Consider the following 25,836-nt stretch of genomic DNA (forward strand, 5'->3'; position numbering starts at 1 on the left):
ATGTAGTACAGGTTGGGGTACTTGAGCATGAGCTTCCACGCCAGTTTTTCCCAGGGCTCGGCGCCGTGACGCATGACCACTTTCAGCTCGGGGAAGAACCAGCAAATTTCGTCCAGCAGCTCCACTTTTTGCGGAGCCATGGGCAGACGCGGCCCGGGCACGCCCACACAGGGACAGAACGGAATATCCAGCTCTACCAGTTTGGCGTAGATCGGATACCATTTTTTGTCGTTGTAAGGCACTTGCGGACACAGGCCCGAGGCGAAGCCCGTAACGGCCTTAATGCCGTACTCTTCGTGCAGCCGCACGATTTTACGCACTTCTTCCATGCCATTGTTGGGGTTGGCTTCGTAGCTGCAAATAAAGCGGTCGGGGTGACGGCGCAGCGCTTCCTTGGCGACTTCGTTGTGATCGTCAATGCCGGTCATGGCAATTTCGATATTGTGCTTGTCCATCTGTTCGATGGTGTAAGCGATGTAATCTTCTTTTTTGCCGGTATCCGGAATGTCTTTAAACATGTACTGAGCGGGCATCTTGAACAGATTGCGGCTCTCTTCGTCCATCAGCAGTGGCTTCATGAACTCGTACCACTGGCTATTGTCTTCGCCGGGCACACTCAGCATCAGGTCGACTACCTTAACGTCACTGGGCATTGGCATGGCATGGCTCCTTGTTTTCGTTGTGTGCACACATTCTCGGGGCAAGGCATCATCGCCTCAATAGCATTAGACGCCAGCGCATGGACAAAATCGGTCAATTACCCGTGGCCAGCGCCTCACGTAACGCCGTCGCGTTATCAGCCAATTGCTGTGGGTCACCCTGGGCGCGACCGTGTATTTGAATGCTTTGCCCCGGATACGCGGGAATCAAATGCATGTGGTAATGAAAAACGGTTTGCCCGGCAGCGGCGCCGTTTAGCTGATGAACACCAATGCCATCTGCTTGGCAGTGCGCCTTTAAAATGGGCGCAAGGCGTCCAGCGAACTGGTTTACTGCCGCCAGCAAAGTGTCTGACATGGTAAAAATGTCATCGTGGTGCTCATGCGGAATTATCAAGCAGTGGCCATTACTGGCCGGTGCGATATCCATAAAACACAGTAACTGATCATCGCGATACACTTCGTGACAGGGAAGTTGGCCCGCAACAATTTGGCAAAAAATACAATCGCTCATTTCTATACCTCCATCGGGCCATCATCGGGCTGATGCGGGCAGCGCGAGTAAGGGCTGCCATCCGGGTCTAAACTGCTGTAGCGATAAACGCCTTGCTCGTCGAGATGACGCTGTAAGCGCCCCTGGTAATACAAGTAATGCAGGTGGGCAATGGACTCACCGAGGGCCAGCGTTAATTGGCTCATCTCGACCTTGCGCGCGAACAAAACATCGAAAAGCTCAATGGCACATTTGGGCTGTTCACAGGCCTTCTCAACAGCTGCTAAGTGCCCTTTGTGATGATCAATCAAATATTCTAGGCGGTAATGCACACCATAGAACGGCGCGTTGTGGGCGGGCATCACCAAGGTGTCGGCAGGTAATGCTTCACGAAAGCGCGTGAGGGCGGCAAACCAGTCCGCAAGGGGGTTGGCCTCTGGCTCGCTGGGCATCACGCTAACATTTGACGTGATGCGCGGAATAATTTGGTCGCCGGAAAGCAACAGTTTATCGTCGGCAGAAAACAGGCTGACATGCTCCGGCGAATGCCCACTGCCTGTCATTACCTGCCATCGTCGGCCACCAATCTTCAGCGTTTGACCGTCTCTCAGGCGCTGGTAGGCCTTGGGCATTGGCTCAACGATATTGCCGAAGCCGCGGAATTTATTGCGCATTTTCTCGATGACGTCCGCGGGAATGCCGGCGTTCTGAAAATAGCGCTCAGTGGTCCATTCCAGATCACCCTGCCCCATCGAGCTAAACACGCGCGAGCTGATATATTCGCCAAAGCTCATATACAGGGGCACGCGGTGCTCGCGGCAAAGCCAACCCGCCTGACCAATATGATCGGGGTGCATATGGGTACAGATAACCCCCTTGAGCGGCTTGCCCGCCATCGGGCCGTCGAACAATAACTGCCAGCGCTCCTGGGTATCCCCTGTTTTCATGCCAGTATCGACGATATACCAACCGTCGCTGTCGTCCAGCACATATAAATTAATGTGATCCAAGGCCATGGGCAGCGCCATCTGCAACCAAAAGACGCCGGGCGCAACTTCAATCCACTCCCCTTTAGCAGGCGCTTGGGAGAACGGATAACGAATAGGGTTTTGGGATTCGGAACTCATAGATACGGTCCATCGTTGCCGTGAAGAGAGGCAAAAACACCAGTTTGGCAGAAGATTGGCGAAGATGCAGCTAAACACGCCGCCAAAGCGGCGGCGGTTTAATTAGCCTTTATCAGTTCACTGCAGACTTAGCTCAAACGCAAAGGAAGCTCGCGCAGACGTTGCCCGGTCGCCGCAAAAATGGCATTGGCCAGCGCCGGTGCCACGGGTGGCGTACCTGGCTCACCGACGCCGCTGGGCGGGTTGGTACTCGGCAGAATATGAACGTCAATTTCTGGGGATTCGTTAATCCGCAGCAACTGATAATCGTGGAAGTTACTCTGCTGGACAGCGCCGTCCTCAAGAGTGATTTCGCCTTTCAAGGCCGCCGTCAAACCAAAGTTAATGCCACTTTGCATTTGCCCGACGACAATATCCGGGTTAATCACTTGGCCGCAGTCAACAACACACGTCACCTTGTGCACCCGAATGCGCCCACCGTCAGCTGACACATTCACCACTTCTGCCACCACACTGCCAAAGGATTCATGCACCGCTAAGCCCTGATACTGACCGGCAGGCGGGTTACCCCAATCAGCCAGTTCAGCGGCCTTGCTCAACACCGCAAAGTGGCGAGACTCCGGATCCATATTGGCCAGACGAAAATCCAGCGGATTTTTGTTGGTTTGGTGAGCCAGTTCGTCGATAAAGCCTTCCATAAAGAACGCATTCTGCGAATGGCCCACTGAGCGCCAGTAACCCAGCGGCGCAGACACGTCCTGCATCACGTAGTTACTGCGCTTGTAGGCAAAATTATACGGAGTATGAATCAAGCCTTCACTGGCTGAGGGGTCTGACCCAGCCGCCATGTCACCAATGCCATCGTGAATACCTGAGGGTAGCCAGCGAGGCAACAAACTGCGGGTCATTAGCGGTAAAAACTGGCCAAAGATACTCGGTGCGACCGCTTTAATCTGCATGCTACTAATGCTGTCACCGTCGATGGTCGCCGCCATCAGCGCCGTCGCGTCAGGCCGATAGAAGTCGTGGCGAGTGTCGTCTTCACGACTCCATACCAACCTGACCGGCTTGCCAGAAAGTTGGGCAATACGCGCTGCTTCAACCACATAGTCATTTTGAATGCGTCGCCCAAAGCCACCACCTAAAAAGTGGTTATGCAGACGAATCCGCGAACGCTCGATCCCGGTGGCACGTTCTACCGCATCAAGTGCCAACTGCACACCCTGCATACCAGACCAGATTTCTATGCCATCGTCACTGGCAACGGCCAGCGCATTCATCGGCTCCATCGTAGCGTGTGCCAGGAGTGGCACGTCGTAGAAAGCTTCAAAGCGCTCCCCTACCGCGGCACTTGCCTCACCGACCTCTTCAACTTGTTTGCCTTCTTCAGTCTTTGCCAGTTCGTGCCGCTGGGCGCGCAGTGCTCGACTACTCACACCAGCCAGCGGCCCCTTGTTCCACTCAACGCTGATTTTGTTTGCCGTCTGGCGCGCTTGCCAATAATTACCGGCCAATACCGCCACGGCACCGTCGACTTCAAGCACCTGCTCAACACCGGGGCTGGCCAGCGCAGCGCTGGCATCAAAGCTTTTTAAGCTGCCGCCAAAATGTGGACAGCGCACCAGCACGGCGCTCAGCGCGCCAGGATACTGGGCATCAAGACCGAAGTCGGCCTGCCCTGTCACTTTTGCCCGAGCATCTAAGCGCGCATTGTGCTTGCCAATAAAACGGTAGTCGCGCGCGGCTTTGAGCGGCACCTCCTCGGGTAATTCTTGTTGACGAGCCCGATCAATCAGGCTGGCCGGCTTAACCTCTAAATCACCGATATAAACATTTCCATCGCGCAACATCACTGTCGCAATATCCACGCCCGCCTGCTCCGCCGCGGCGCTGCGCAGCAAATACGCAAGGCTGGCGGCAGCTTTACGCAAGGGCTCAAAACTGGTGCGAATCGATGAGCTGCCACCGGTAAGCATTACGTAGAAATCGGGGTCGATAAAATCCGGATGGAATTGAGCTTGTTCGATATGCAGCATGCTTGGCGGCATGTTCAGCTCTTCGGCGGCCATCGTCGCCATTCCTGTGTAGGTTCCCTGACCCATTTCCGATTTGTGCAGCTGCAAGGTTATCTGCCCGTCGGGGCTCAGCTGCAAAAACGCATTGGGTTGAAGGTCTGCTGACGCGGCATGCGGCAGCGGCGTTGGCCCACAACCGGTGAGATTAACGCCCAGAACCAGGGACCCGCCGACGGCGGCACTACCTTGGATAAAACGGCGACGACGAATACTCATGACGCCACCTCCGCTTTATTTGCCTGGGGGTCATAATGTTGCACGCCCGCTGCTGCAGCGTGAATCGCCGCGCGAATTTTTGAATACGTACCGCAGCGGCAGATATTACCGGACATGGCCGCATCGATATCGGCATCGCTCGGTTGCGGATTGCTTTCCAACAAGGCCACCGCCGACATAATTTGACCGGACTGGCAATATCCACACTGGGGAACATTGTGCTCGATCCAGGCTTCCTGAACCGGGTGGAGGCCACCCTGCTCGTCAACCAAGCCTTCAATCGTGGTGATTGCCTGGCCTACGGCCCCCTGAACAGGGAAGCTACAGCTGCGAATAGGGTTGCCGTTTAAGTGCACCGTGCATGCGCCGCACAGCCCCATGCCGCAACCGAACTTGGTGCCGGTCATTGCCAGCTCGTCGCGAATGACCCATAACAGCGGTGTGCTCGGGTCAACATCAAGTTCAACGGCCTTACCGTTTAGCGTAAATGCCAGACTGGTCATATTTTCTCCGTACTAGATCTGCATGCTCAGCAGCGAGCATACGACTATTTTTTATAAACGACGATTATGGAGAAAAGATGCTGACAACCCCATTACAGCTTGTTCATAATTCGCAGAACATGCGGCGAAAATGCATTATTATCGGGTTACATGGCCGTAACTTGCTAGAAGCTCATCACCACATCCAGCGACAGCACATCGGCTGCTGAGTCGAAGGAGCGGCGGTCGTCTTCCAGAGGATAGTAATCATAGGAAAGCGATACCGCAGCGGCGGGCGAGATCGCCATCATAAAGCCAACGCCCACGTAGGGATCGCTACCCTCAAGGGTGAATTGGCCGCGGCGATCGCTGTCGTCCACCCAGCCCTCCATTGTCCAGCCATACATCCCCGCTCGGAAAAAGGCCGACGCCGGTTCTGACATTGGCGTATGAAAGCGCACACCAAAAAACGCGCCGTCTACGTCGCCATCGATCGCAACCGGCCCGGGCGCATAGCCATTATTTAACACCTGACTGCCGTCGGATTGCGCTCTGGCGCTGAGCTCGCCTAAGTGCGCGTAACCCAGCTCCAGCGACAGCGCCTCACTGAGCACAATCCCAAATCCAAAACGCCCAGCGGTAGACTGGTTATCCACCTCGATATCTCTCAGTGAGCCGTCGCCAAAACTGTAGCGAATATCACCGGCATCGGTGGTGAACTCAGAGGCTCCCAGGCCTCCGAATAAATAAAAATTAGGGGAGCGGCTATAGGAAGAATAATGCCCGCCAGCGTGGCCGGCCATCGCAACACCTGAGGTAGTAGAAAGTAAAAGCGCCCAGCCCATCAGTTGTGGCTTCATTGCAGTACTCCAAGAGTGAACAGTGAAGCCAGTGTGGCGCGCTCAGCCTGAATCGAGCCTGAATAACGACCTTAGCTAGTGGCGCCGTTTTGCAATTTCCACAATGCGCTCACGTAAATCGACTTGCGCTTCCAGCCTGCGCAGCAACCAGTAGCCACCACTGAGAGAACGAGCGACGAAGGCCAGGTCAGGAACCGGCTTAAATTGCCCCCATACCGGCAGTGCGCGCCGCGCGATCGCCCGGGCGTCGGTAATAAAACTCGGATCTGCAAAATCGAATGGTGGCTCGACAATCATCCGCTCATGCAAAAATTCGGTGCTTTCCGTGTATGCGCGCTCCAGGCCAGCAGAGGGCTGACGGCCCGGCTTGGCCAAACTTCCCATCTCACCCAGCGATTGATGCAGCGCCGCCATATTGCGCTCAACCACCGCACGCACTTGCTCGGCGATCAGCCGTTGGTCTTTGCCATTAACGCGCTTCACGCAACCAAAATCGAAAACAACAATGCTGCCGTCTTTGCGGAAACTGTAGTTACCAGGGTGCGGATCGGCGTGGACAATACCATGATCAAATATCTGCGCCACCATCCAGTCGACATAGCGCTCACCAATGCGATCGCGCACAGCCTGAGGCCAGCGTTGCGCCACCTCAATGCCGCTACCGCTGACAAACTCCGTTACCACCACCGATGGACTGCAGAGCTCAGTGACGACGTCGGGAACGATGATGCCATCGCGATTTGGCAAGCCGGCAAAAATTTCTAAATGTTCTCGCTCGCGCTGGTAATCCATCTCCTCGGCCATCCGCTCGCGAACCTCTTCCAGCACGGCCTTCAGGCTGGCGCCATCAAAGGGCAAAATGCCCGCCATGCGCAGCATTCTGCCTAGGTTATTAATATCAGCGTCCATCGCCGCAGCAACACCAGGGTAGCGTACTTTTACTGCCACTTTTCGCCCGTCACGAAGTGTTGCCACATGCACCTGACCAATCGAGGCACTGGCCAGTGGCGCGTGTTCAATCTCTGCAATCAGTTGCCACTGATGTGCTGACCACTGTCCATCAAGTACTTCCCGGATGCGCTCCCAGGGCAACGGCGCGGCATCGGCCTGCAGCCGTGCCAACTGCTTAGACAACTCCGGGGGCAGCACATCGTGATACTGGGATGCTAGCTGGCCAAGTTTCATTGCCGCACCTTTAAGCTCCCCCAGGGTTTCGTACCAGTCGCCTCCTACTCGCGCCCAGTGTGCCCCCGCATCTGATCGGGTAACGGTGCGCAAAATGCCGCGCCCTAAGGTACGCGCCCCCGCCGCCAGGATGCGCCGCCCGCGCTTTGTAGAATTCGGCAATGCCATTTCCCTCCGATATAGGTTGGCGATATCCCGACGCCGATAAAATTCACCCGCCACGGCGGTGATCACATCACTACTGCGCCGTTTGTTACGGTATACGATGTTACAGCGCGTATTTGGATTACGGTTTATTTAGTCGCCCCACAGTCGCGCGGCTGCATTCCCGCCCGCCCCGGTCTATCACTGTGCACCCGTACAGTACAAAATGTATGATGAGCGAAGACCGATCGACGCAGTATCGCCAGTCGCTTTCCTCTAACTGCTAAGGCCCCTGCTTCATTCACAAACACCCTCTATGAAAACAGCGCCCCCGGATAAACGCCATCACAACGCAGAAATTCAGCGCGCCTCGCTGAACGATCCGCTGTACTACCTGGCGAATCTGGAAACGGTTATTCACTGGGTACGCAGCCACCACAGTGACCTATTGGAGACGGCAGAACGATCGATACTCGACCAGTTTATCGCGCTACCGAAGCACAGCCGCGCATTACTCGCCAGACTAAGCATGCGCAGTGGCACACTATTTCGTGGCGACGCGCTGCGCTATCGAGAGATTCCGTCTATCGATGACGCGCTACGGCCACTGGTCGACGCTGGCTGGGTGGCGCTAAACCCGACATTAACGGCCAACGACGTTCACAAGCTGTGCCGCCGAGCGGAATTACTGCAATTACTGACCAGCCGCGGCGTTGACTGCCCACGAACACTGCGCAAAAGCGAGATGCTGGCGCCGCTGCAAACCCTGGTTGCCAATCACTCCGCACAAACCATGCAGCAGTGGTGGCCCGAGGGCGCTATTAACACGATCAGCCTACTTCGCGACGCGCTATTGCAGCGAATTCGATTGATGTTCTTCGGCAATCTCTACCAAGACTGGTCGGAATTTGTGCTCGCCGAGCTGGGCTATCAGCGCTACGAGGCAGTGAGTTTCACGCCACAATCGCGCGCGTTTTCAGACCGCAATGACGTCGACGATTACCTCGACATCTACCACTGTCAAACAGCCCTGGCAGAGGGCGTTCCCGTCAATGAGCTTCAGGTGCCTGGCCCCAGCACAAATAACTGGCTGGAACACCGCCGACAAAAACTACTCTTTCAGCTCGCCCATCACGCTGAGCGCTGCGGTGATATCGATACCGCACTACAGCTCTACCGCGACAACCCCTTAGAAGAAGCACTGGTCAGGCAGTTTCGCGTGTTGGAAAAATCCACACCCTTACCCGAGCAACTGCTGCCGCGTTTGGATGCGTCACTTCACAACGTGCAGCGCCCGGAAACTCGACTGCACTTACAACGGATTCAGCATCGCCTTCGGCGCAAGGCCGGTCAGTCCAGCCCGGTCCGGCGCGTGCAGCCCGGTCCGGCGCGTGCAGCCTATTCCCAGCCAGACCCTGCTATTACGTAAATCTGAACACAGCGTGGAAATTGCAACGCTAACCGCGCTAACCGAAAATAGCGCGCTTACCGGCTTCTATAGCGAAAACACCTTATTCACTGGGCTTTTTGGATTGCTGTTCTGGCCGGTGTTATTTGAACCACTGCCCGGCGCCTTCTTTCATCCTTTTCAGGCCGGCCCCGCCGACTTATTTCGAGCCGATTTTGTCACTCGCCGGCAAACACTAATCGACCAGCGTTTACGCTTACTCGAAACCAAGGCCTATCAGCAGGAAATATGGAAAATCTGGCAGGCCAAGCACGGCGTTTCCTGCGCATTGATACACTGGCCGGCAATGAGCGAAGCGCTGGTCCAAGCGGCGCTACGCTGTATTCCTGCCGAGCATTTGCGCATCGTTTTCCGCCACCTACTCAGCGATCTTCGCCACCACCGGCGCGGTATGCCGGATCTGGTGATATTCGATACCGCCCAATGCCGCTATCAACTGATTGAAGTCAAAGGCCCCGGCGACCGCCTGCAAGACCATCAGCGCCTGTGGATTGAAACCATGCTTCAGGCCGGTTTGCCCGTATCCGTTGCAGAAGTCGATTGGGAGAGCAAATCATGATTGAGGTATCGGTGCGCAACCTCTGCGAATTTGCCGCGCGAAGCGGCAGCCTGGAATTTCGCTACACCCCCGCACCGAGCGCCGATGAGGGCATTATCGGCCACCTCACCGTTCAACAACGCCGTCCCGATCCCTATGTCGCGGAATACCGGTTAACCGGAGAGTGCGAGGGCATTGCGATAAGCGGGCGCGTAGACGGCTACTACGCGAACCCCGACAAATGCTATCTGGAAGAAATTAAAACGCATCGGGGAAATATCAACCGCATTGGACCCGGGCGGCGAGCCTTACACTGGGCGCAGCTAAAAGTGTACGGCGCTCTACTGTGCATGCGCGACAAACGCGACAATATCGACCTACGGCTCACCTACTTTGAAGTCCGCGACGAACAGGAAACGCAGGACACGCAAACCTTCGAGGCCGCGTCACTGACCCAGTTTTTAACCATACTTTGCGACCGCTATCGGCACTGGGCGGAAAGTGAAACCGGACACCGCCACGCGCGGGACGAGGCCCTCACGGCACTGCGTTTCCCCTACCCGGACTTTCGCACCGGCCAACGGGCACTGTCCGAAAACGTTTATAAGGCCGCAAGGCGCGACACGCCACTGTTACTCCAAGCCCCGACCGGCATCGGAAAAACCGTTGGTGTTTTATTCCCGGCGCTAAAGGCTATGCCAGCCAGCGACCTCGATCGCGTGTTTTTTCTAAGTAATCGCAACACCGGGCGCCAGCTCGGCTTAGATGGCCTTCGCAGCATCCTCGACCACCAAGACACCACAGTGCCCCTGCGATTCGTGGAGCTCTCTGCCAAAGAAGCCAGCTGTGACCATCCAGACAAAGCCTGTCACGGCGATTCCTGCCCCCTGGCCAATGGTTTTTTCGACAGGCTTAGCGCAGCGCGCCAGCAGGCGACCCAGACGCGCTGTCTCGACCAAACAACGCTGCGCCAGATTGCCGCGGAGCACGACATTTGCCGCTACTTTCTCGCCCAGGAAATGGCGCGCTGGTCAGATATTGTGGTGGGCGATGTGAATCATTATTTCGATCAATTCGCCCTCCTATACAGCTTGGCCCAGCAACATCTGTGGCGAGTAATGCCGGTGGTCGACGAAGCCCACAACCTTATCGACCGGGCCCGCGGCATGTACAGCATGGAGCTTTCCGAGGCCGAGTTACTTTACACCGTGCGCAAGGTTCCGGCACCGCTACTCAAACCGCTCTCTGAGCTGGAAACCGCCTGGGCCGCGTTGATTCGCCCCTATCTTGAGGACAGCGAGTTCGAACTTCACCACCAATACTATCTCGACGAGGTGCCAGAGGCGCTCAATAGCGCGCTGTACAGCGTCATTGCCGCCATTACCGACTACCTCACTGACCACCCGGCCGCCGCCGATGTACAGCAGGTACTATTCACCGCCCTCGCCTTTCTGCGCCTGGCTGAAAGCTTTGCAGACCACTCCCTGTGTACGCTCAGCTTTGAAACCGTAAGTGGTAGTCTTCAAGCCAAGCCGGGAAGTGGCAAACTGTGTATCGACAACCTCATTCCCGCCGACCATTTGCGGCCTCGCTTTGACGCCGCCGCCTGCACCGTGTTGTTCTCCGCCACCCTGTCCCCTCCTAAGTACCACCAAGACCTGCTGGGACTGCCCGCCGATACGGTTTTTAAGGATGTGGAGAGCCCATTTTCTCGCGAGCAAATAGACCTGAGACTCATCACCTCAATCAACACGCGTCAGCAGCAGCGCCAGCACTCACTCGCGCCAATTTGCGACCGTATCGTGCAACAAATGACCGCAATCCCTGGCAACTACCTGGTGTATGTCAGCAGTTTTGACTACCTAAACGCCCTGTTTGAATACCTTCGGGAGCACGCCCCCACATTGCGGCTATTGCGCCAACGCCCAGGCATGCCTCCCACTGAAAGAGACAGTTTTATCACTGAAGCCGGCGATGCCACCCCCAGTGTCGGGTTCGCGGTATTAGGCGGGGTATTTGGCGAGGGCATAGATTTGCCAGGAGAACGGTTGATCGGCGTGTTTGTTGCCACCCTCGGCCTTCCTCCCCACAACGACTTGTACGAAGTTCTCCGGCAACGGCTTGAAGCGCGCTACGGCCGCGGCTATGACTACACCTACCTCTACCCCGGCATACAAAAAGTGGTACAAGCGGCAGGGAGATTAATTCGCACCGAGGAGGATCGCGGCGTTATCGAGTTAATCGATGATCGCTTTAGCCGGCCCGCAGTCCGGGCACTACTGCCCAAGTGGTGGGGCCTGCGTTAACCGCCATGAATACTATGGTGTGAAAGAATTGGGAAAGACCTTCAGCCGGGCATTATTGAGTTGGGGATCAACCGCCCTGGCCAACAGCGGAACACTTGCGCCAGACACAGCCGCCAGCACGTCTTGTGGCGCGAGCCGGTGATCGAGCCAGTAGTTTATCTGCTCGCCCGACAGCATCACCGGCATACGCGGGTGGTAGCGGGTAAAATTGCTATCGGCAGGCTGCGTGAGCACTGATACCGACAGTAATTCCCCGCCCCACTCCTCCCAGATAGCCGCTAGCGCCAGCGGCGTTGGGTCACCGGTAAAATAATAGGGCTGCTTCTTACCCGCTACCGTCTGCCATTCCATGAATGCTGACGCCGGAACAATCCCACGCCGGTATTTGAGCGGCCCCTTGTAGGCCCTGCTCGTTTGTACCGACTCGATTCGGGCGTTGAACATCGCAAACTTCGTGCTTGGCCCGTCTGACCAACTTGGCACCAACCACCAACGCATAGGGCTGATCGTCAACTGTCCCTCTAGAAAATGCACAACCGGCACTGCCTCAGTAGGTGCCACATTGGGCAACTACGGCATTTGAAAGTCATTAAACCCCAGTGTTCTGATTAACATTTCAACCGACGCACTGTGTTCAAAAAACAAGCGACCACACATTAGAGGCTACCCAAACAACACGGCCGCGCTCAGCCAAGCACAGCCGCAATTCTTAAAACACGCTTGTTGTAATCGACAACAAGCCAGAGCGTTACTCTTCGCAACCCTACATTGACGGCAACTTACAGCGCTAGCGTTAAGTCCGACTTTGGCCTCGCTGAGCAAAGTAGGATTTTGTTTTTGCCTCCCGGCGGTTGAACGTCGTCGGGATAGCGGACCTCGCCGGAAAGCAAGGTACACTCGCAAGCCTGGCAGGCGCCGTAGCGACAGCCTGAATTGGCATCAATGCCCTGCTCTTCGGCAAAACTAAGCAAGCTCTCCTGTGCAGGGTTCCAGTTTACCGTTTGCTCGCTCTGGCTAAAGTGGATGCGATACGCGGTTTGGTCACCGTCATCGACGCCAAGGCTAGCACCGAAACTCTCGAAGTGCAGGCGTTCTGCGGCAATTCCGCACGCTAACAAGCCATCGTGGAAGGCCTTACTGAATGCCGGTTTTCCGCAGATAAGAACGTCATATTTGTCGACATCGGGTAGTGCAGCGCACACTCGCTCAGGGGTCATGCGACCCGCATGGCTGCCAACAGGCGGCTCACCTCCCTGCCCGGTCACATAAAGCTGTAAGTGGAAATTGGCTAACTGCTGCTTCAGCCCCTCGAGCGCACCTTGGAAAGCAAAATCCTGCGGGTCACGAATGCCATGAAATAAGCGCACATCCCGTTCGGGGTTTTCTTTGGCGACACTCTGCAGGATCGACAGCATGGGCGTAATACCGATGCCGGTACTAATTAACGCGAGCGGTCGGGAATCTGTCGGCACGGCGCCAAACTGCCCATTGGGATCTTTAATCGCCATCCTGTCACCAACGGCGAGTTGATCATGCAGCCAGCCGGAGCCTCTGCCCACCGCCGGTTCACCGCTCACCGTGCCGACTTCGCGCTTCACGGATATGCGAAAACTGTCCAATTGATGGCCGGGGCTGGACAGCGTGTAGGGCCGATAAACCAGGCCGCCATCAAGCTGCGGTATGGCCAGCACGATATGCTGACCGGGTACAAAGCGCGGCAGCTCGCTGCGCTCCGGGTCTTGAAACCACAGCGAGATAATATCGCTGGATTCTTGCTCCCGTTTAACCAGAGTAAAAGGACGAAATCCCCGGGGATAAGGCGATTTTAGCGCTGACGACGGATCGCGCTTCTGCTCCTGCCACTGGGCAATACGATTCCCTGCCTTAACGACCTGCGACTTGACTCGACGCCCAACGTCATCAAACCAGACGTAAAGTTTTGTGCTTGCCTGGTCGACCAGCTCAACGCTATCACCGAGCTGAATCCCCGCGCGGTTACGCGGGCTCGCATACGCCCCCAGGTGCTGACCGGCATGCCGCATCACCGTGAGGGGCACATTGGGGTCTTGGTGAATACCAGGCTGCTGCGTGCCGGGCATAGAACAGCGGATAGTCGGGTGATTACAGCGAATGAGGGCATCGCCGATACGCAGGTCACGGCCGCGCCAGCTGTTCTCCACTATGCCCGTTAGCTCGGGGTTCGTTTCGATAACAAAACTCGGCCGGTAGCGCTGGGAGCAAAAATTTCCCTCAGGGTAAATGGCATTCATGCTATCCAGCGCGGCAGTTGTGATGAAATGCAGCGGATAGACATCGTAGAGCGCACCTGGCGGCGTTGTGTACTTAGACAAATTGGTGAGTACTTTGAGCGAAAACCAAGAAAAATCCGGGTCTGGATCATCCGCACTCATGCCCAATATATAGCGGATTTCTCGCGGGCTCATCGGCTGAGTCAGGCGGTAGGCAGCCTTATCTCGCGCAGCCGGTCGCGGTATCAAGGTGACGCGTTTGCCGAGATACATCGACAAAATCGCCGACGCATAGGGATCATCAGAGCTCACGCGGCGCCCATCTGGAAATTCGATCTCTACCCGCGACGCCGCCACCGGGCCAAAACCGGTGGTCGGCTCAGTGAGATAGCGGGCCTTTAGCATCATTAGCTTGGGAATACGCCGAGCAGTGGCAATCTCATTGGTCTCGTCATCGCGGACCGCCCAGGTGCGATCATCTGCAAAGCCCGCATAGTCAATGTTGGCTGCGCTGATGCGCTCACCACCCATCGACTTCACAGGAAAACGCCATATTTCCTTAATGGTGCCTACATGCATTTTTCACCCATACCCTCAGAGAATCACCTGCCGTTTTAAGACAAAGTCTCGATCACTTGAGAAGCAGCGCGCTTCCCCGCGCGCACCGCCCCTTCAAAATAACCATTCCACTGCGTCGCCGTTTCCGTTCCCGCCCAAAACACCCGCTCGTGCGGCGCACGAATGCTATGCCCAACGGACGTCCAGTGGCCCGGGGCAGCAACTCCGGCGTAACAACCACGCGCCCAGTCATCATTTCGCCAACTGTGGTCGTAGTAATCCAGCGGGGTTGCTGCCTCATCGCCAAACCAATTTGTCAGCGCTTCCAAGAAGGCTTCCCGACGCGCCGATTCACCCAATTCCGTGTATTTGACGCCTTCGCGCCCCTCGATAAAGCCCATAAGAATGCCGCGCGTTTCGTCGGGAGGCGTTACGTCAAAACACACATGCACCGGGGGCACATCCGAGACCGCCGAACCAGACCAACCCTGATTGCGCCAGAATGGCGTTTCATAAATAGCGAAACACTTAATGGCGCAGCCCGGTTGTAGATTGTTCAGCAGCGCCTTCTTTGCCTCCGACAAGGGCGGCGTAAATACAATGTCATGGGCCAATGTTGGCGGCGCGGCGCATATTGCTGCCGCGGCCTGCCACTCTCGGGTATCGCTTTTCACTGTTACTGCGCTGCCCGTCTGCTCGACGCTGCGCACAGGAGCATTCAGGAAAATCTGCACACCGCGCTGCTGCAGGTCCTTAGCGTAGGCCTCGGCCAAGGGTTGCACGCCTCTCTGCAGGCGGTCTTGCTGCGCACCACCCTCGGACTCCACCAAGGAGAAAAAGCCTCCACCACTGCGAAAATAGAACAGCGCATGCAGCAGGCTTATATCGTCCGGGTGAGCCGCGAAGATACTTTCCACAGCAATACGAAAAACACTAAAGGCATCGGGGTGACGCACATGTTTGCGCATCCACTCCCCCACACTTTGGCTATCCAGCTCCTGCGCCCTCGGCGACAGCCAGGGGCTATTTCTATCGACCCTTCGCATCAGGCGCAGCAAGCGTAAGTAGGCATAGCCTAAGCTAGAGAGTGCGCGCAGTGGCAAGTTAAGGGGAATGCTGCCGCGATATGCCCCGAGCCGCCCGGAAAACAAGGTGCGATGCTTGCCGGCGGTATACATCGGCCAGGTGCTATGGCCCAAGCGCTTTGCCAGCGCATACATTTCGTCTTGCCCGGGCCCCAGCCATTGACCGCCATAATCCAGCCAAATGCCATTTTCCTGTTGCTGCGTACGCGCTCGTCCACCCACGCGGTCACGCGCTTCCACAATGGTTACCGCCAGGCCCGCTGAATTAAGTGCATCAGCCGCCGCCAGCCCGGAAAAACCCGCTCCGATGACAATGACATTGTTGGCACCCGTAGCGATCATCAGCGCTCTCCTTCAAGCTGAGCATCAGCCTCGATGCTATAACGGCTATACTGCGATGCAACGTCGTTAACAGCACCCTCTATGGCGGCCATGCAGACCTCGGTAGCTTCCATAAACGGCATATGACCAACCTCTTGGAACACCACCGTTTTGACCCGTTTAATCGCTCCCGCCAACAACAAGGATTGCTCGGCTGGAACAACAGGGTCGTGGGTACCGGCAAGCAGGTGGCACGGTATGGAAATGTCATTCAGCTGTTCAGCAATCTCCAGACGATTGATACCTCGGAATAAATAAAACAGTGCCGAGGAGTCTTGGCTGCGAACATTAGCCCGAATATTGTCGATCATCTTCTGACTCAATGGGCTTGCCAGGTAAGCCTGGCGGTCGCAGGCCAGCAAACTGGCAAACCGGCGCTGAACAAATGCGCTTTTTTTGGCCAACCAGATATTGAACGCAAACAGGCTTCTCGCCCAGCTTCCCGCAGCCGCCAGCTTAACGAGCAAACCTTCCACTCCGCCCCAGTTGCCGCTGTGAAAGCCAGCAATACTTACAATACCAATCACATTCGGCGCGCGACGGATCGCCAGATTTAACGCGCAGAAACCGCCAGTGGAATGCCCGATAACAATTGCCTTTCGGTTACCTAGCAATGCGGTAATTGCACCGTGGGTAATGTCGTAAAACCACTGCTCATCCAGGTTTTCAGAAGCAAAGTTTTCGCAAACGGTAGAGGGATGATGGGCGGGCAAACTTAAGGCATACCACGCGCGCTGTTCACGGAAGCTGGCCGGCACACAGTCTCGCCAAAAATTGACTGAGGCCAGCACTCCATGAATAAAGATAATCGCCGGCTGATCATCGCTCGCCAAGTGTTCATTGACCGCCAAATAAGCGAGGCGATGGCCATGCGACTCAACGAAACCCTCTCTGACCTTCATGCCAGCACTCCCCTATCAGCAGCGGATTATTCTAAAAGACCCAGTCTACTCTGTGAGTTGACAGAGGTATTGAACGAAACAGCTATACCAAGGTTGATTGCGCCATCGCGCGCATCGCATCGGAATAGGTGAAGCCAAAAGACGCTGAAAACGCACGGCTCATATGCGCTAGGTCACTAAAACCTGCCTGCATTGCCGCCTCCATCGGCGGCTGGCCCGCCAACACCGCATCCACCGCCAGCCTCAACTTGAGCCATTTTTTGTAGCTCCGCAGTGGCACACCAGAACACTCAACAAACCAATGCGAAAAACGACTAGGAGATAAACCCGCGACCGCCGCCAGGGCATCTCGACTGATATCCCGTCCCAACGCCAGCTGCTGGCTGATTTCCGCGGCTACTAAAGCAAATCGCGGATCCATCGTCTGACGTGGCCTGAGCAAGTTCCCCGACTCTACGAGCGCCCGTAAATCTGTCTCTCGGTCAATGCCCGATAACCACTCCGGTAAGGTATCCAATGGCAACGTCGCCCAGCCATCAACCAGCTTAAAATCGACGCTATCGGGAAGCGGCGCTGCCAATGGATCAAGATAGATCGAACAGACAAAGCCCGACTCAAGGCGATGCTCAGTCTTTGAGGGGAAATACACCGCCCCTGCACTGCGCCGACCCGCGCGCGTTTCAAAAATGAGCTCAGAATCCAGCGCTATGGTTAACTGCGATGCCCAGTGGCTATGCAAACGATTATCGCCGACGCGACCTCGGTAAATTGCCACCCCTTGGGACACAACAATATCGCCACCCCAGCCTCTACTCGTCAACTAGTCTGCCTCGACAGTATTTTTGTATTGAAGGGCATATTAACGGCATTTCCACAAAAATATGGACCCTGACTACTGAAGAGAAAGAAACGACCCACCGGCAGCTTTGCGAAAATATTAAATTCAAGATATTGGGGTATTTGCGCACCGAGGAGTATTCTCTAAAAATACTTTCCAAAAGTAGAAATCGTGGGTATGCAGTGAAAATTATTACATGGAATTGTAACGGCGGATTCAGGAAAAAGTACCATTCGCTAGATTGCTTTGATGCTGATCTATTAGTTATCCAAGAATGTGAAGATCCCGCCCAATCGACCCAGGATTACAGAACCTGGGCAGGTGATTATATCTGGATAGGAGAGTCGAAAAACAAAGGAATCGGCGTATTCCCGAGAAAAGACCATTCTGTCGAACAACTAAAGTGGCACGGAAGCTTCAAAATCACAGGCCTATGCAGCACGAGCTTGAGCCTGTCATGGAGCACCAGCGATCTGAGGCTGTTCTTGCCGTTTAGATTAAGCAACGGCATTACTGCACTCGCAGTGTGGACTAAAGGAAGAGAAAGCCAAGCATTTGGATATATCGGCCAATTCTGGAAATACCTACAAATTCATCGAACTGAACTTGCTGGCGACCGGACGATGATTCTAGGTGACTTCAACAGCAATGCTCAGTGGGATAAGCCTGATCGATGGTGGAGCCATTCTGACACCGTCACCGAGCTTGAAACAATAGGACTACTAAGCCTGTATCACCAACAAACACAGGACAAACCTGGGGCGGAAACAAAGCCGACGTTCTACCTCCAGAAAAAGCATGAAAAACCCTATCATATTGATTACGTGTTCCTGACCTCAGCGCTCAGCAAAGGCGCGAAATTGGAGGTCGGCAGGTATGAGCAATGGATTCCGCTCAGTGATCATATGCCAATCACCTTCGAATTGAAGGTTTAGGTAGCATCAGTAACAAGGAAAAGCCGTGACCGCAGCAACGCTAAAAATCTTTCTGGCTTCTGGAGACCCCAAGAGGCTTCGAACAGCAGAGCTATCAAACTGGACCGGCAAAGCGGTAGCCAGCCCGAGAAGTGAATTTGACAAAATACTAGCACGCGAGGAAAGCCAAAATTCTGGGGTGTATTTTTTAACCGGAATCGAACCAGATACAAATAAAAACGCGATATACGTGGGCGAAGCCGAGTGTGTGAAAGACCGGTTGAAGCAACACCTATCGCGGGACTTCTGGAATAACGTCGTTTTTTTCATATCAAAGGACGAAAATCTCACAAAAGCACATATCAAATATATTGAAGGTCGCTTGATAGATGCCGCCAGACAAGCAGACCGCGTTGTAGTCCTCAACAGCCAAGCAAGTGGGGCACGGCTCCCGGAATCAGACAGGGAAGACATGGAGGTCTTCCTAGGGAAAATGCTGCAAGTACTACCGGTCCTAGGGGTTGAGGCATTTGTGCAAAAAACAACCAGTCAAGAAGAGAGCACGCCATCTCAAATTCTAAACTGCGCGATAAAAGGTTTAGTCGCAACCGGGTACTTAACACCCAATGGCATTGTCGTACTTAAGGGCTCGCAGGCCGTACTAGAGGAACGTGAATCAGCCTCGAAGTGGCCGAGTGTGCTCTCTCAGCGAAACCGTTTAATAGAAGATGGTACGCTGATAAAACAGAACGGCGCATACGTATTCACAAAGGATGTGGAGTTTTCTAGCCCCAGTTCAGCTGCAGCAACGATACATGGCGGTAGTGCAAACGGACTAACCGCCTGGGTAGATCGCGAAGGAAAGCCGCTTAAGCAACTCCAAGAAACGTAAGCAAACCAAGAACTGGTACAAAAAAGCAAAAAAACACAAACGGCAACCAGCACACAAGCTGTGCACATTAACAAAAGTTGCTAGAAACAGAGAACGCCCTATAAGTCTTTGATTTTATTGGTGCCCGGAGCCGGAATCGAACCGGCACGACCGTGAGGTCGAGAGATTTTAAGTCTCTTGTGTCTACCAATTTCACCATCCGGGCAAAAGGCCGACGAGGCTATTGCAGCCATCGCGGTTTTTGTAGAGGCGGCAGATTCTACTGCCTACCCCCCTAAAAAACAATGCCTTAGCGCTGTTCTACACTTGAATCAGCGCTTTTTTTGACGTCGGATGTGCAACGCCAGCAGCAACAGCAGTAAGCCTGCCGCGCTGCTCAGCGGATAGCGAATAGAAAGTACCATTGGGTACAGGCCAGCACGAACCACCGATTTTGCCCATTCTCGCTCGGCAATGGCGTTGGCGAGTGTTGGCGAGTGCTGGTAGTAAAAGGCGACAAATTGTCTGCCAAGACCAAACTGCAACAGCACGCGGTCTCTGAAGTCCCGCAGCAGCTCAACATCTTCGGCAATAAAGCTACCGTAGGCAGCCGTGGCGATAAAACACCCACCACCGCCTCCGCCGGAGCTGCCACCGACACTACCTCCGCTGCCGCCACCGGCATTGCCGCCGTCATTATCTTGCGGCGGAGTGTCGTCGGTATTGTCATCGTCGCCAACACGCTGCGCTAATAAGTCCGCCGCTGCGCTGGCGTTTAGTAAGCCCGGGCCGGTTACATCGTCGATGCCCGAAGCGGCGCGAAATCCGGTGACATCAATGGCGCTATCGCGCGCGGCACTGATTAATTGCGCGGGCGTTGCGGCCGGAAATGCTTCCAACATCAGCGCAAAAACCGCAGCAACATTGGGGGCCGCGGCTGAGGTGCCAAAGAAATTGGGAAAGCCGTCGGGCTCGCCATCTTCGGGAGCTGCACTGCTGGAGGGCGAGCCCAGGAAGGTTGTGTTATTGCCATCGACGCCGGCGAAGGCAGGCGGGTTGCGATTGCTGGCTTGGTAGTTACCCTGGGAATCGAATTGGATGGTTTGGCTGCCACCGCGAGAGGTGAATGGCTCGGGATCGATATCCGGTGTGGTGTAACGGCTGGGTGCAAACTCTGGTGATTCCCACCACGGCACGGCCGCCACGGCGGCTATGCCCGCGGTAAGCGCGTGCCCCCAGGTACTGGGGCCGTTGTAGTCGTACTCAACAGAGTCAGGCGATGTACCGGTAAATAGCAGCCGGAATTCCAAGGGCACCCCACTCTGTTGCGGGATATCTCCCTGGCTGCCGGCATAGTGCTCAACGGCCAGGTAAAATGTCTGGGCAGTGCTGCCGGTTTCAAGCAATAAAAACTCGACGGCGTCGCCACGCGGGTTATTGGTGGCGCCCTGTGTATTGGCACCGCGCGCATAGAAGCTTGCGTTAGTGGTGGTGAGAGCACTGATATCGGCGCGGGTTGTCGCGTAGAGGTCTAAGTCAACTTGCGCACCATTGCTTGGGTTTACGCTGGCACTGGGTTGATTCCAGTTAAGCAATACAAACGTGGACGCTCGGGCTGGCAGGGTGACCGCCATAAAGCGGTCAGTGCCACTCTGCGACCAATTGTGAAGATCGCTGCCCGTCGGCGCGTTGCGATTGCCGGCCTCTTCATCAACCAAGCGGTTGCTGTCGCGATAGACAAAGCGATGCCCTTGGTCGCCGTCGTTACCGACCGCACTGACATAGGGAATGCCTTTGGCGACACAATTACTGGCCGCAATCGCCGGTAAATCGTCCTGATAACTGGATTCGGTTAGAAATAGAATATCGTCGACGACAATGCTGGCGCCACCATTGCAAAGGTTGCTGATTGCATCGGCGAATTCGCGGCGATTGCCCCCGGCGGTGTGGAATAGAATATCGGCGCCGGGAGCGATGTCGTACACCAGCTCGGCCATAGCGGCGCCTTCATCCGTACCGTCGAAATTCCCACCTTCGTCTCGGCTGCCATCGGCGAGGATGCGCACGGATTGCGGCAAATCGCCACTGTCTTGCGGCCGACTGCCCATTAACGTGCCCGCCTGGCCCACCGCGGGCGTGGTATTGGCGTCACGGACATTACTGGTGTGCGAGAAACTGTCTGAGATAATACCAATCGCTTGACCGCTGCCATCAATGGTATAGCTCGCCGCCAGTTGCTCGCTACGCAGCGCAACGCCTGCTCGGCTTCGGGCTTCACCACGGCGAAGAATGGCCGGCGGGGCAAAACTTGCTTCACTCAGCCACGGCTGCTGACTAAGCTGATCGAGCACATCCAGGTTGGAAATACTGATGCGCGCCCAGCGCCTATCGTTGCTCAGATAGCGCAGATCAACGCCCGCCAGGCTGTTTATTTCGCGGCGCAAAGCCTCGTCCGTGACATTCTCCGGGTTGATGCGCAACGTGATGAATAAGCGCGCTTGCTCCATGCTACTGCGCATCAAGCGCGTTAGCCCGGCGCTGTCTTGTTGGCCGACACCTGCGCGCATATCCCGCAAATGGCTGCCCAATCGCTCGCTAATGGCAGTGTCTGCCCCCTGACTCAATGTTACTGAGCTCATGCCCAGGCTCAGTATTCCCGCGATCGCACATCCGATTTTTGCTGGGGCTAAGGTCATATCAGGATCTCATTTATAAATTGAGGATTGCATTGGCGCGAGAGATACCGCCGTTATTGCATCGATTTGTTGCAGTTGATGTAGCTTCTCTTCACTGTTCAGGCGCAGTGTAATCTGCAGAAAGGTCGCATTCGTCTTCTCCACAGCGTAGCCGTGGAGTTTTAAGCGCTCAAGTACGTTGGCCAGACTTCCCGCGCGGTAATGCAGCAGAAAACGCTGTTCTGAATTAAACAAAACCTCCGCCCTGCCCCGTTCTATATATTCTCGTAATCGCGGCCCATAAAACCTGTCCGCTCGCCATTGTGCGTCGCCCGCTGGGAGCTTCTGTTCCGGGCTTTCGGAGCACGCTAATAACAACGCGCTGGATAGCGTAATCGCGCAAAGCAGCCAATGTATTACGCGCAGCTTCCCCAACACCGATCCCTCACACTGGGTATGACACAAACACAGGGAAAAGGATAAAGCGAAGACGGTCGAGGAACTGTAAGGGATTCACGCAGTGTTCAGCGCCTCGGCGCTATGTCTGCACGGGCTGACATAAGCCCGCACGACTACTGCACACTTTTCTGCAGATATATGGTTTAACACTAGTTAAGTTAGGGGTTTTCGCGTCATTTCGCAGCAAAATACCCGCAGCAATACCATTAGAAAAGGAGACACACTGCACGTTTTTCTGTAACAATAGGGAAAAATACGTATCTGGATTTGTTCCTACGCCAGACCAGAGACATAATAAAACCGTTAGAGCACAGAGGCGGATAAACCATGCGATTTTCAGACCTGAATTGCTTTGTGGACCTAAGCTGTTTTAAACAAACATGCTTTTATGACCTACGACTGGAGGAAGTCGCTCTCAAGGATGTGGCGGAAGCCCTTAACCGCATTGAGTTAATGGACGGTGCAAGCGCTCGGCACGACGCCTTTCACCGTTTACAAATCTCCGCCGAGCAAGCTGAGCAAAACGGCTGGATTGCAACCGCTAACAGCTTGCTGCCAGACCCATTAAGCAATGTGTCAGAAACGGGTTATATGATCTCGCGCTTTGAACGAGGTGAACGCGCCGCCATCTTGTTTGCCTTGAGCGAAAATCTGTCACTACTCGAAGCCATTACCATGAAACGCAGTGACTTGCGCGGCGTAAAGCTAAGCCCCGCGGCCGCGCAGATCGCCAGCCGCCTGACACCGCATTTACACTGTGACTGGCTGTTCTGGCGTGACAGCGACGGCATTGCGGTGCCATTGAGCAACCTACCCGGCCGCTGGCGCCAAAAAATGCCAATGAGCTGGGAGCACTTTAGCCAGGCGCACCGGGGTCACTACGACAACACCCGCCATGTTGGCATCGCCTAACTGCAGATAAAAACGAAAAAACACATTACAAAGCGGCTGATTATTCAGCCGTTTTTTATTTCTGGGAATTACATCTGGAGAAAAATGGAGGCGCGGGTCGGAATCGAACCGGCGTACACGGAGTTGCAGTCCGCTGCATAACCACTCTGCCACCGCGCCTTTAATACTCGAACCGATGAGTTGCAAGTATTGGAGCGGGAAACCGGGTTCGAACCGGCGACCTCAACCTTGGCAAGGTTGCGCTCTACCAACTGAGCTATTCCCGCAATTTGAGATACCAGACAAGGCCCTACAGGGCGGCAACTCAAGAAGGCGCCTATTCTAGCTTCTCGCCGCTTGCTGTCAAGGAAAGTTGCTGATTTATCGCAGTTTTATCTGTTTTCTTCCACTTTGCCGCGCAAATCCGGCCACGCTGCATGAAGATAGATCAACATCGACCACAGGGTTAATACCGCCGCAACATACAAGCACAGCATATTTGCCTGGTACCACAAACTGCCCTCCACGGGCGGCATCATCAGCAGGCCGATAATGGCGACGATTTGCGCCGTCGTTTTAACTTTACCTAAGTAAGAAACGGCCACACTGGTGCGCTTGCCCAATTCCGCCATCCACTCACGCAGAGCGGAAATTACAATTTCCCGACCAATGATTACGATGGCAGGCACAGTAAACCAGAGGGTGTTGTAGCGCTCTATCAACAGCGCCAGGGCAACGGCGACCATAAGCTTGTCGGCCACGGGGTCCAGAAACGCGCCCAGCGGCGTGGACTGCTCAAGCTTGCGGGCAAGGTAGCCGTCGAGCCAGTCGGTCATGCCGGCTATTGCGAATACCGCGGCCGTTGCGATGTAACTACCGGGAAAGTCCAGATAGAACAGGATTACAAACACGGGAATCAATGCAATCCGGAATAGCGTCAAGGCGTTGGGTATATTCATGGGGCTCTCATTTCTTTGAATTGGCGCTATTTTAGGCTTTTTCTAGGCGCTACGCAGTCCTTCATAGATATCACGGGCAATTTTTTCGCTAATACCCGACACGCGACACAGGTCGGCGACACTCGCCTGACGCACCCCTTGTAAGCCGCCAAAATGGCGCAGTAGCTCTCTGCGACGCTTGGCGCCCACGCCGGGAATCGCCTCCAACCCCGACTGTCGGCGCGCCTTGTCGCGACGGGCTTTGTGCCCACCAATCGCAAAGCGGTGCGATTCATCGCGGATATGCTGAATAAGATGCAGCGCTGGGCTGTTGTCTGGCAGGCTGAGTTCGCGTCCATTATCGCCGCGAATCAGTACTTCTAATCCGGCGCGGCGATCGGAGCCTTTGGCAACCCCCACGGTCAGCAGATCGCGAATGCCGAGCTCATGTAAAACCTTAAGCGCCTGGTTCAACTGCCCTTTGCCGCCATCGATGAACAGGATGTCAGGCTTGGGAACTTCGCCGCTGGCAATACGCTTGTAGCGGCGACTCAGCGCCTGGTTCATGGCCGCGTAATCATCCCCCCCGGTAATACCCTCGATATTCATCCGGCGGTAGTCCGACTTCAGTGGCCCGTTGTCGTCAAACACCACGCAGGAGGCCACCGTTGCCTCACCGCTGCTGTGGCTAATATCAAAACACTCCAGTCGCGATGGCGGCGCGTCCAAATCCAGCAGTTCCTGCAAGGCTCGATAACGGCCAGCCATACTCTCCGTTGCCGCCAGGCGATTCTGCAGGTTTTGCTCAGCGGCGGTAATTGCCAGCTGCAACCATTTAGCACGCTGGCTACGCACCCGGTGCGCGATGGAAACACTGCGCCCGGCTTGTTCACTTAAACTGCTGGCCAGTAAAGCAGCATCGCCGAGTTCGACATTGAGTACCAGCTCCTTCGGCAAGTCCATCGCGCCGCTACCCGTCAGGTAGTGCTGAGCGATAAACGCTTCGACGTGATCGTGCACGCCCTCCTCCAATGCACTTTTGGGAAAATAACTGCGGCTGCCAAGCACCCGTCCACCGCGCACCGACAGTAGCTGTATGCAACACAGTCCGGCGTTGATAACGCCGGCAACGATATCCAGGTCGCCGGTTTCTCCCTCAATACATTGGCTGGCTTGAACTTGCTGCAGGTAACCAATGCGATCGCGCAGCTCCGCCGCTTTTTCAAACTCCAGAGCCTCGGCACTGCGCTCCATTTCATCGGCCAGTGAGGCTTGTAAATCGGCACTTTTCCCGCTGAGGAACATTTCTGTGTAGGCGACATCGCGTCGATACTCGTCATCGGAAATTTTTCCGACGCAGGGCGCGGTGCAGCGACCAATTTGATATTGCAAACATGGCCGGCTGCGATTGCGATAGTAGCTGTCCTCACACTGGCGGACCTTAAAGACTTTTTGCAGCCAGCTCAGGCTCTCGCGCACCGCGCCGGCACGGGGGTAAGGGCCAAAATACGTGCCCTTGGCG

At 55.3% G+C, this 25,836-nt stretch carries 22 protein-coding genes and 3 tRNA genes; 6 read left to right on the top strand and 19 right to left on the bottom strand.

Translation table 11 applies throughout. The features are described 5' to 3' along the window. The 7 genes from ABNS66_RS14180 to ABNS66_RS14210 form a co-directional block, all read right to left on the bottom strand. Positions 1-659: amidohydrolase family protein (locus tag ABNS66_RS14180; RefSeq protein ID WP_348655363.1), on the bottom strand; the 659-nt coding region annotated here is incomplete at its 3' end. Positions 660-753: 94 nt separating this feature from the next. Continuing rightward, a complete protein-coding gene (locus tag ABNS66_RS14185) occupies positions 754-1,173 on the bottom strand; it encodes an HIT domain-containing protein (protein ID WP_027872562.1) in 420 nt (139 codons plus the stop codon). Between the two features lie 2 nt (positions 1,174-1,175). After that, complete coding sequence (locus ABNS66_RS14190; RefSeq protein WP_084497802.1) at positions 1,176-2,279, bottom strand: MBL fold metallo-hydrolase; 1,104 nt, start codon at positions 2,277-2,279, stop codon at positions 1,176-1,178. A gap of 128 nt (positions 2,280-2,407) precedes the next feature. Further along, the gene (locus ABNS66_RS14195; RefSeq protein WP_286838111.1) at positions 2,408-4,570 is read right to left on the bottom strand and encodes a xanthine dehydrogenase family protein molybdopterin-binding subunit; all 2,163 of its coding nucleotides are present in this window, start codon (positions 4,568-4,570) and stop codon (positions 2,408-2,410) included. Beyond that, a complete protein-coding gene (locus tag ABNS66_RS14200) occupies positions 4,567-5,073 on the bottom strand; it encodes a (2Fe-2S)-binding protein (protein WP_027872564.1) in 507 nt (168 codons plus the stop codon). Before ABNS66_RS14200 ends, ABNS66_RS14195 begins: the two co-directional genes overlap by 4 nt. A 164-nt stretch (positions 5,074-5,237) precedes the next feature. Beyond that, a complete protein-coding gene (locus ABNS66_RS14205) occupies positions 5,238-5,912 on the bottom strand; it encodes an outer membrane beta-barrel protein (protein WP_027872565.1) in 675 nt (224 codons plus the stop codon). 75 nt (positions 5,913-5,987) lie between these two features. Next, a complete protein-coding gene (locus tag ABNS66_RS14210) occupies positions 5,988-7,259 on the bottom strand; it encodes an AarF/ABC1/UbiB kinase family protein (RefSeq protein ID WP_161624215.1) in 1,272 nt (423 codons plus the stop codon). Positions 7,260-7,557: 298 nt separating this feature from the next. On the opposite strand from ABNS66_RS14210, the gene ABNS66_RS14215 reads away from it, so the two are divergent. Genes ABNS66_RS14215 through ABNS66_RS14225 form a run of 3 tightly spaced genes read left to right on the top strand, consistent with a single transcriptional unit; the run spans position 7,558 to position 11,553 of the window. Continuing rightward, on the top strand, positions 7,558-8,670 hold the full coding sequence (locus ABNS66_RS14215; RefSeq protein WP_051170772.1) for a hypothetical protein: 1,113 nt from the start codon (positions 7,558-7,560) through the stop codon (positions 8,668-8,670). A gap of 13 nt (positions 8,671-8,683) precedes the next feature. Next, positions 8,684-9,268 carry a VRR-NUC domain-containing protein gene (locus ABNS66_RS14220; RefSeq protein ID WP_161624216.1) on the top strand — a complete coding sequence of 195 codons (585 nt, stop codon included), beginning with the start codon at positions 8,684-8,686 and terminating at the stop codon, positions 9,266-9,268. After that, positions 9,265-11,553 carry an ATP-dependent DNA helicase gene (locus tag ABNS66_RS14225; protein ID WP_205618878.1) on the top strand — a complete coding sequence of 763 codons (2,289 nt, stop codon included), beginning with the start codon at positions 9,265-9,267 and terminating at the stop codon, positions 11,551-11,553. The genes ABNS66_RS14220 and ABNS66_RS14225 overlap by 4 nt, the downstream gene beginning before the upstream one ends. A 12-nt stretch (positions 11,554-11,565) precedes the next feature. Here the strand turns inward: ABNS66_RS14225 and ABNS66_RS14230 are convergent, their stop codons facing one another. The 5 genes from ABNS66_RS14230 to ABNS66_RS14250 form a co-directional block, all read right to left on the bottom strand. Further along, on the bottom strand, positions 11,566-12,114 hold the full coding sequence (locus ABNS66_RS14230) for an SOS response-associated peptidase (protein ID WP_286838116.1): 549 nt from the start codon (positions 12,112-12,114) through the stop codon (positions 11,566-11,568). 218 nt (positions 12,115-12,332) lie between these two features. After that, on the bottom strand, positions 12,333-14,381 hold the full coding sequence (locus tag ABNS66_RS14235) for an MOSC N-terminal beta barrel domain-containing protein (protein WP_286838118.1): 2,049 nt from the start codon (positions 14,379-14,381) through the stop codon (positions 12,333-12,335). 35 nt (positions 14,382-14,416) lie between these two features. Further along, positions 14,417-15,787 (bottom strand): FAD-dependent oxidoreductase, encoded by a 1,371-nt coding sequence (locus tag ABNS66_RS14240; RefSeq protein WP_286838120.1) that lies wholly within the window; start codon positions 15,785-15,787, stop codon positions 14,417-14,419. Then, a complete protein-coding gene (locus tag ABNS66_RS14245) occupies positions 15,787-16,728 on the bottom strand; it encodes an alpha/beta hydrolase (RefSeq protein ID WP_286838121.1) in 942 nt (313 codons plus the stop codon). Before ABNS66_RS14245 ends, ABNS66_RS14240 begins: the two co-directional genes overlap by 1 nt. An 82-nt stretch (positions 16,729-16,810) precedes the next feature. Then, on the bottom strand, positions 16,811-17,467 hold the full coding sequence (locus ABNS66_RS14250) for an AraC family transcriptional regulator (RefSeq protein ID WP_286838124.1): 657 nt from the start codon (positions 17,465-17,467) through the stop codon (positions 16,811-16,813). Here ABNS66_RS14250 and ABNS66_RS14255 point away from each other — a divergent pair. After that, positions 17,449-18,501, top strand: a complete 1,053-nt coding sequence (locus ABNS66_RS14255) for an endonuclease/exonuclease/phosphatase family protein (protein ID WP_286838126.1) — start codon at positions 17,449-17,451, stop codon at positions 18,499-18,501. The genes ABNS66_RS14250 and ABNS66_RS14255 overlap by 19 nt on opposite strands. Positions 18,502-18,526: 25 nt before the next feature. Next, complete coding sequence (locus ABNS66_RS14260) at positions 18,527-19,372, top strand: GIY-YIG nuclease family protein (protein ID WP_286838129.1); 846 nt, start codon at positions 18,527-18,529, stop codon at positions 19,370-19,372. A gap of 118 nt (positions 19,373-19,490) precedes the next feature. On the opposite strand, the gene ABNS66_RS14265 is transcribed toward ABNS66_RS14260, so the two are convergent. The 3 genes from ABNS66_RS14265 to ABNS66_RS14275 all read right to left on the bottom strand — a co-directional run bounded on the left by ABNS66_RS14265 (position 19,491) and on the right by ABNS66_RS14275 (position 22,281). Further along, positions 19,491-19,577: transfer RNA gene (locus ABNS66_RS14265), tRNA-Leu, on the bottom strand. 106 nt (positions 19,578-19,683) lie between these two features. Beyond that, complete coding sequence (locus tag ABNS66_RS14270; protein ID WP_286838131.1) at positions 19,684-22,047, bottom strand: CFI-box-CTERM domain-containing protein; 2,364 nt, start codon at positions 22,045-22,047, stop codon at positions 19,684-19,686. Positions 22,048-22,056: 9 nt separating this feature from the next. Next, a complete protein-coding gene (locus ABNS66_RS14275; protein WP_286838134.1) occupies positions 22,057-22,281 on the bottom strand; it encodes a hypothetical protein in 225 nt (74 codons plus the stop codon). 531 nt (positions 22,282-22,812) lie between these two features. Here ABNS66_RS14275 and ABNS66_RS14280 point away from each other — a divergent pair. Beyond that, entirely contained in the window at positions 22,813-23,397 is a 585-nt protein-coding gene (locus ABNS66_RS14280) for a hypothetical protein (protein ID WP_286838136.1), read from the top strand. An 85-nt stretch (positions 23,398-23,482) separates the two neighbouring features. On the opposite strand, the gene ABNS66_RS14285 is transcribed toward ABNS66_RS14280, so the two are convergent. From ABNS66_RS14285 to uvrC, 4 genes are all read right to left on the bottom strand, one after another. Continuing rightward, positions 23,483-23,556: transfer RNA gene (locus ABNS66_RS14285), tRNA-Cys, on the bottom strand. Between the two features lie 31 nt (positions 23,557-23,587). Then, positions 23,588-23,663 (bottom strand) — tRNA-Gly (locus tag ABNS66_RS14290). Between the two features lie 105 nt (positions 23,664-23,768). Beyond that, positions 23,769-24,335 carry a CDP-diacylglycerol--glycerol-3-phosphate 3-phosphatidyltransferase gene (pgsA, locus tag ABNS66_RS14295; RefSeq protein WP_286694176.1) on the bottom strand — a complete coding sequence of 189 codons (567 nt, stop codon included), beginning with the start codon at positions 24,333-24,335 and terminating at the stop codon, positions 23,769-23,771. Positions 24,336-24,377: 42 nt separating this feature from the next. Next, a partial coding sequence (gene uvrC, locus ABNS66_RS14300; protein ID WP_348655364.1) for an excinuclease ABC subunit UvrC occupies positions 24,378-25,836 on the bottom strand: 1,459 nt, incomplete at its 5' end.

It is taken from the genome of uncultured Spongiibacter sp. (assembly GCF_964011655.1).
GTDB lineage: Bacteria > Pseudomonadota > Gammaproteobacteria > Pseudomonadales > Spongiibacteraceae > Spongiibacter > Spongiibacter marinus.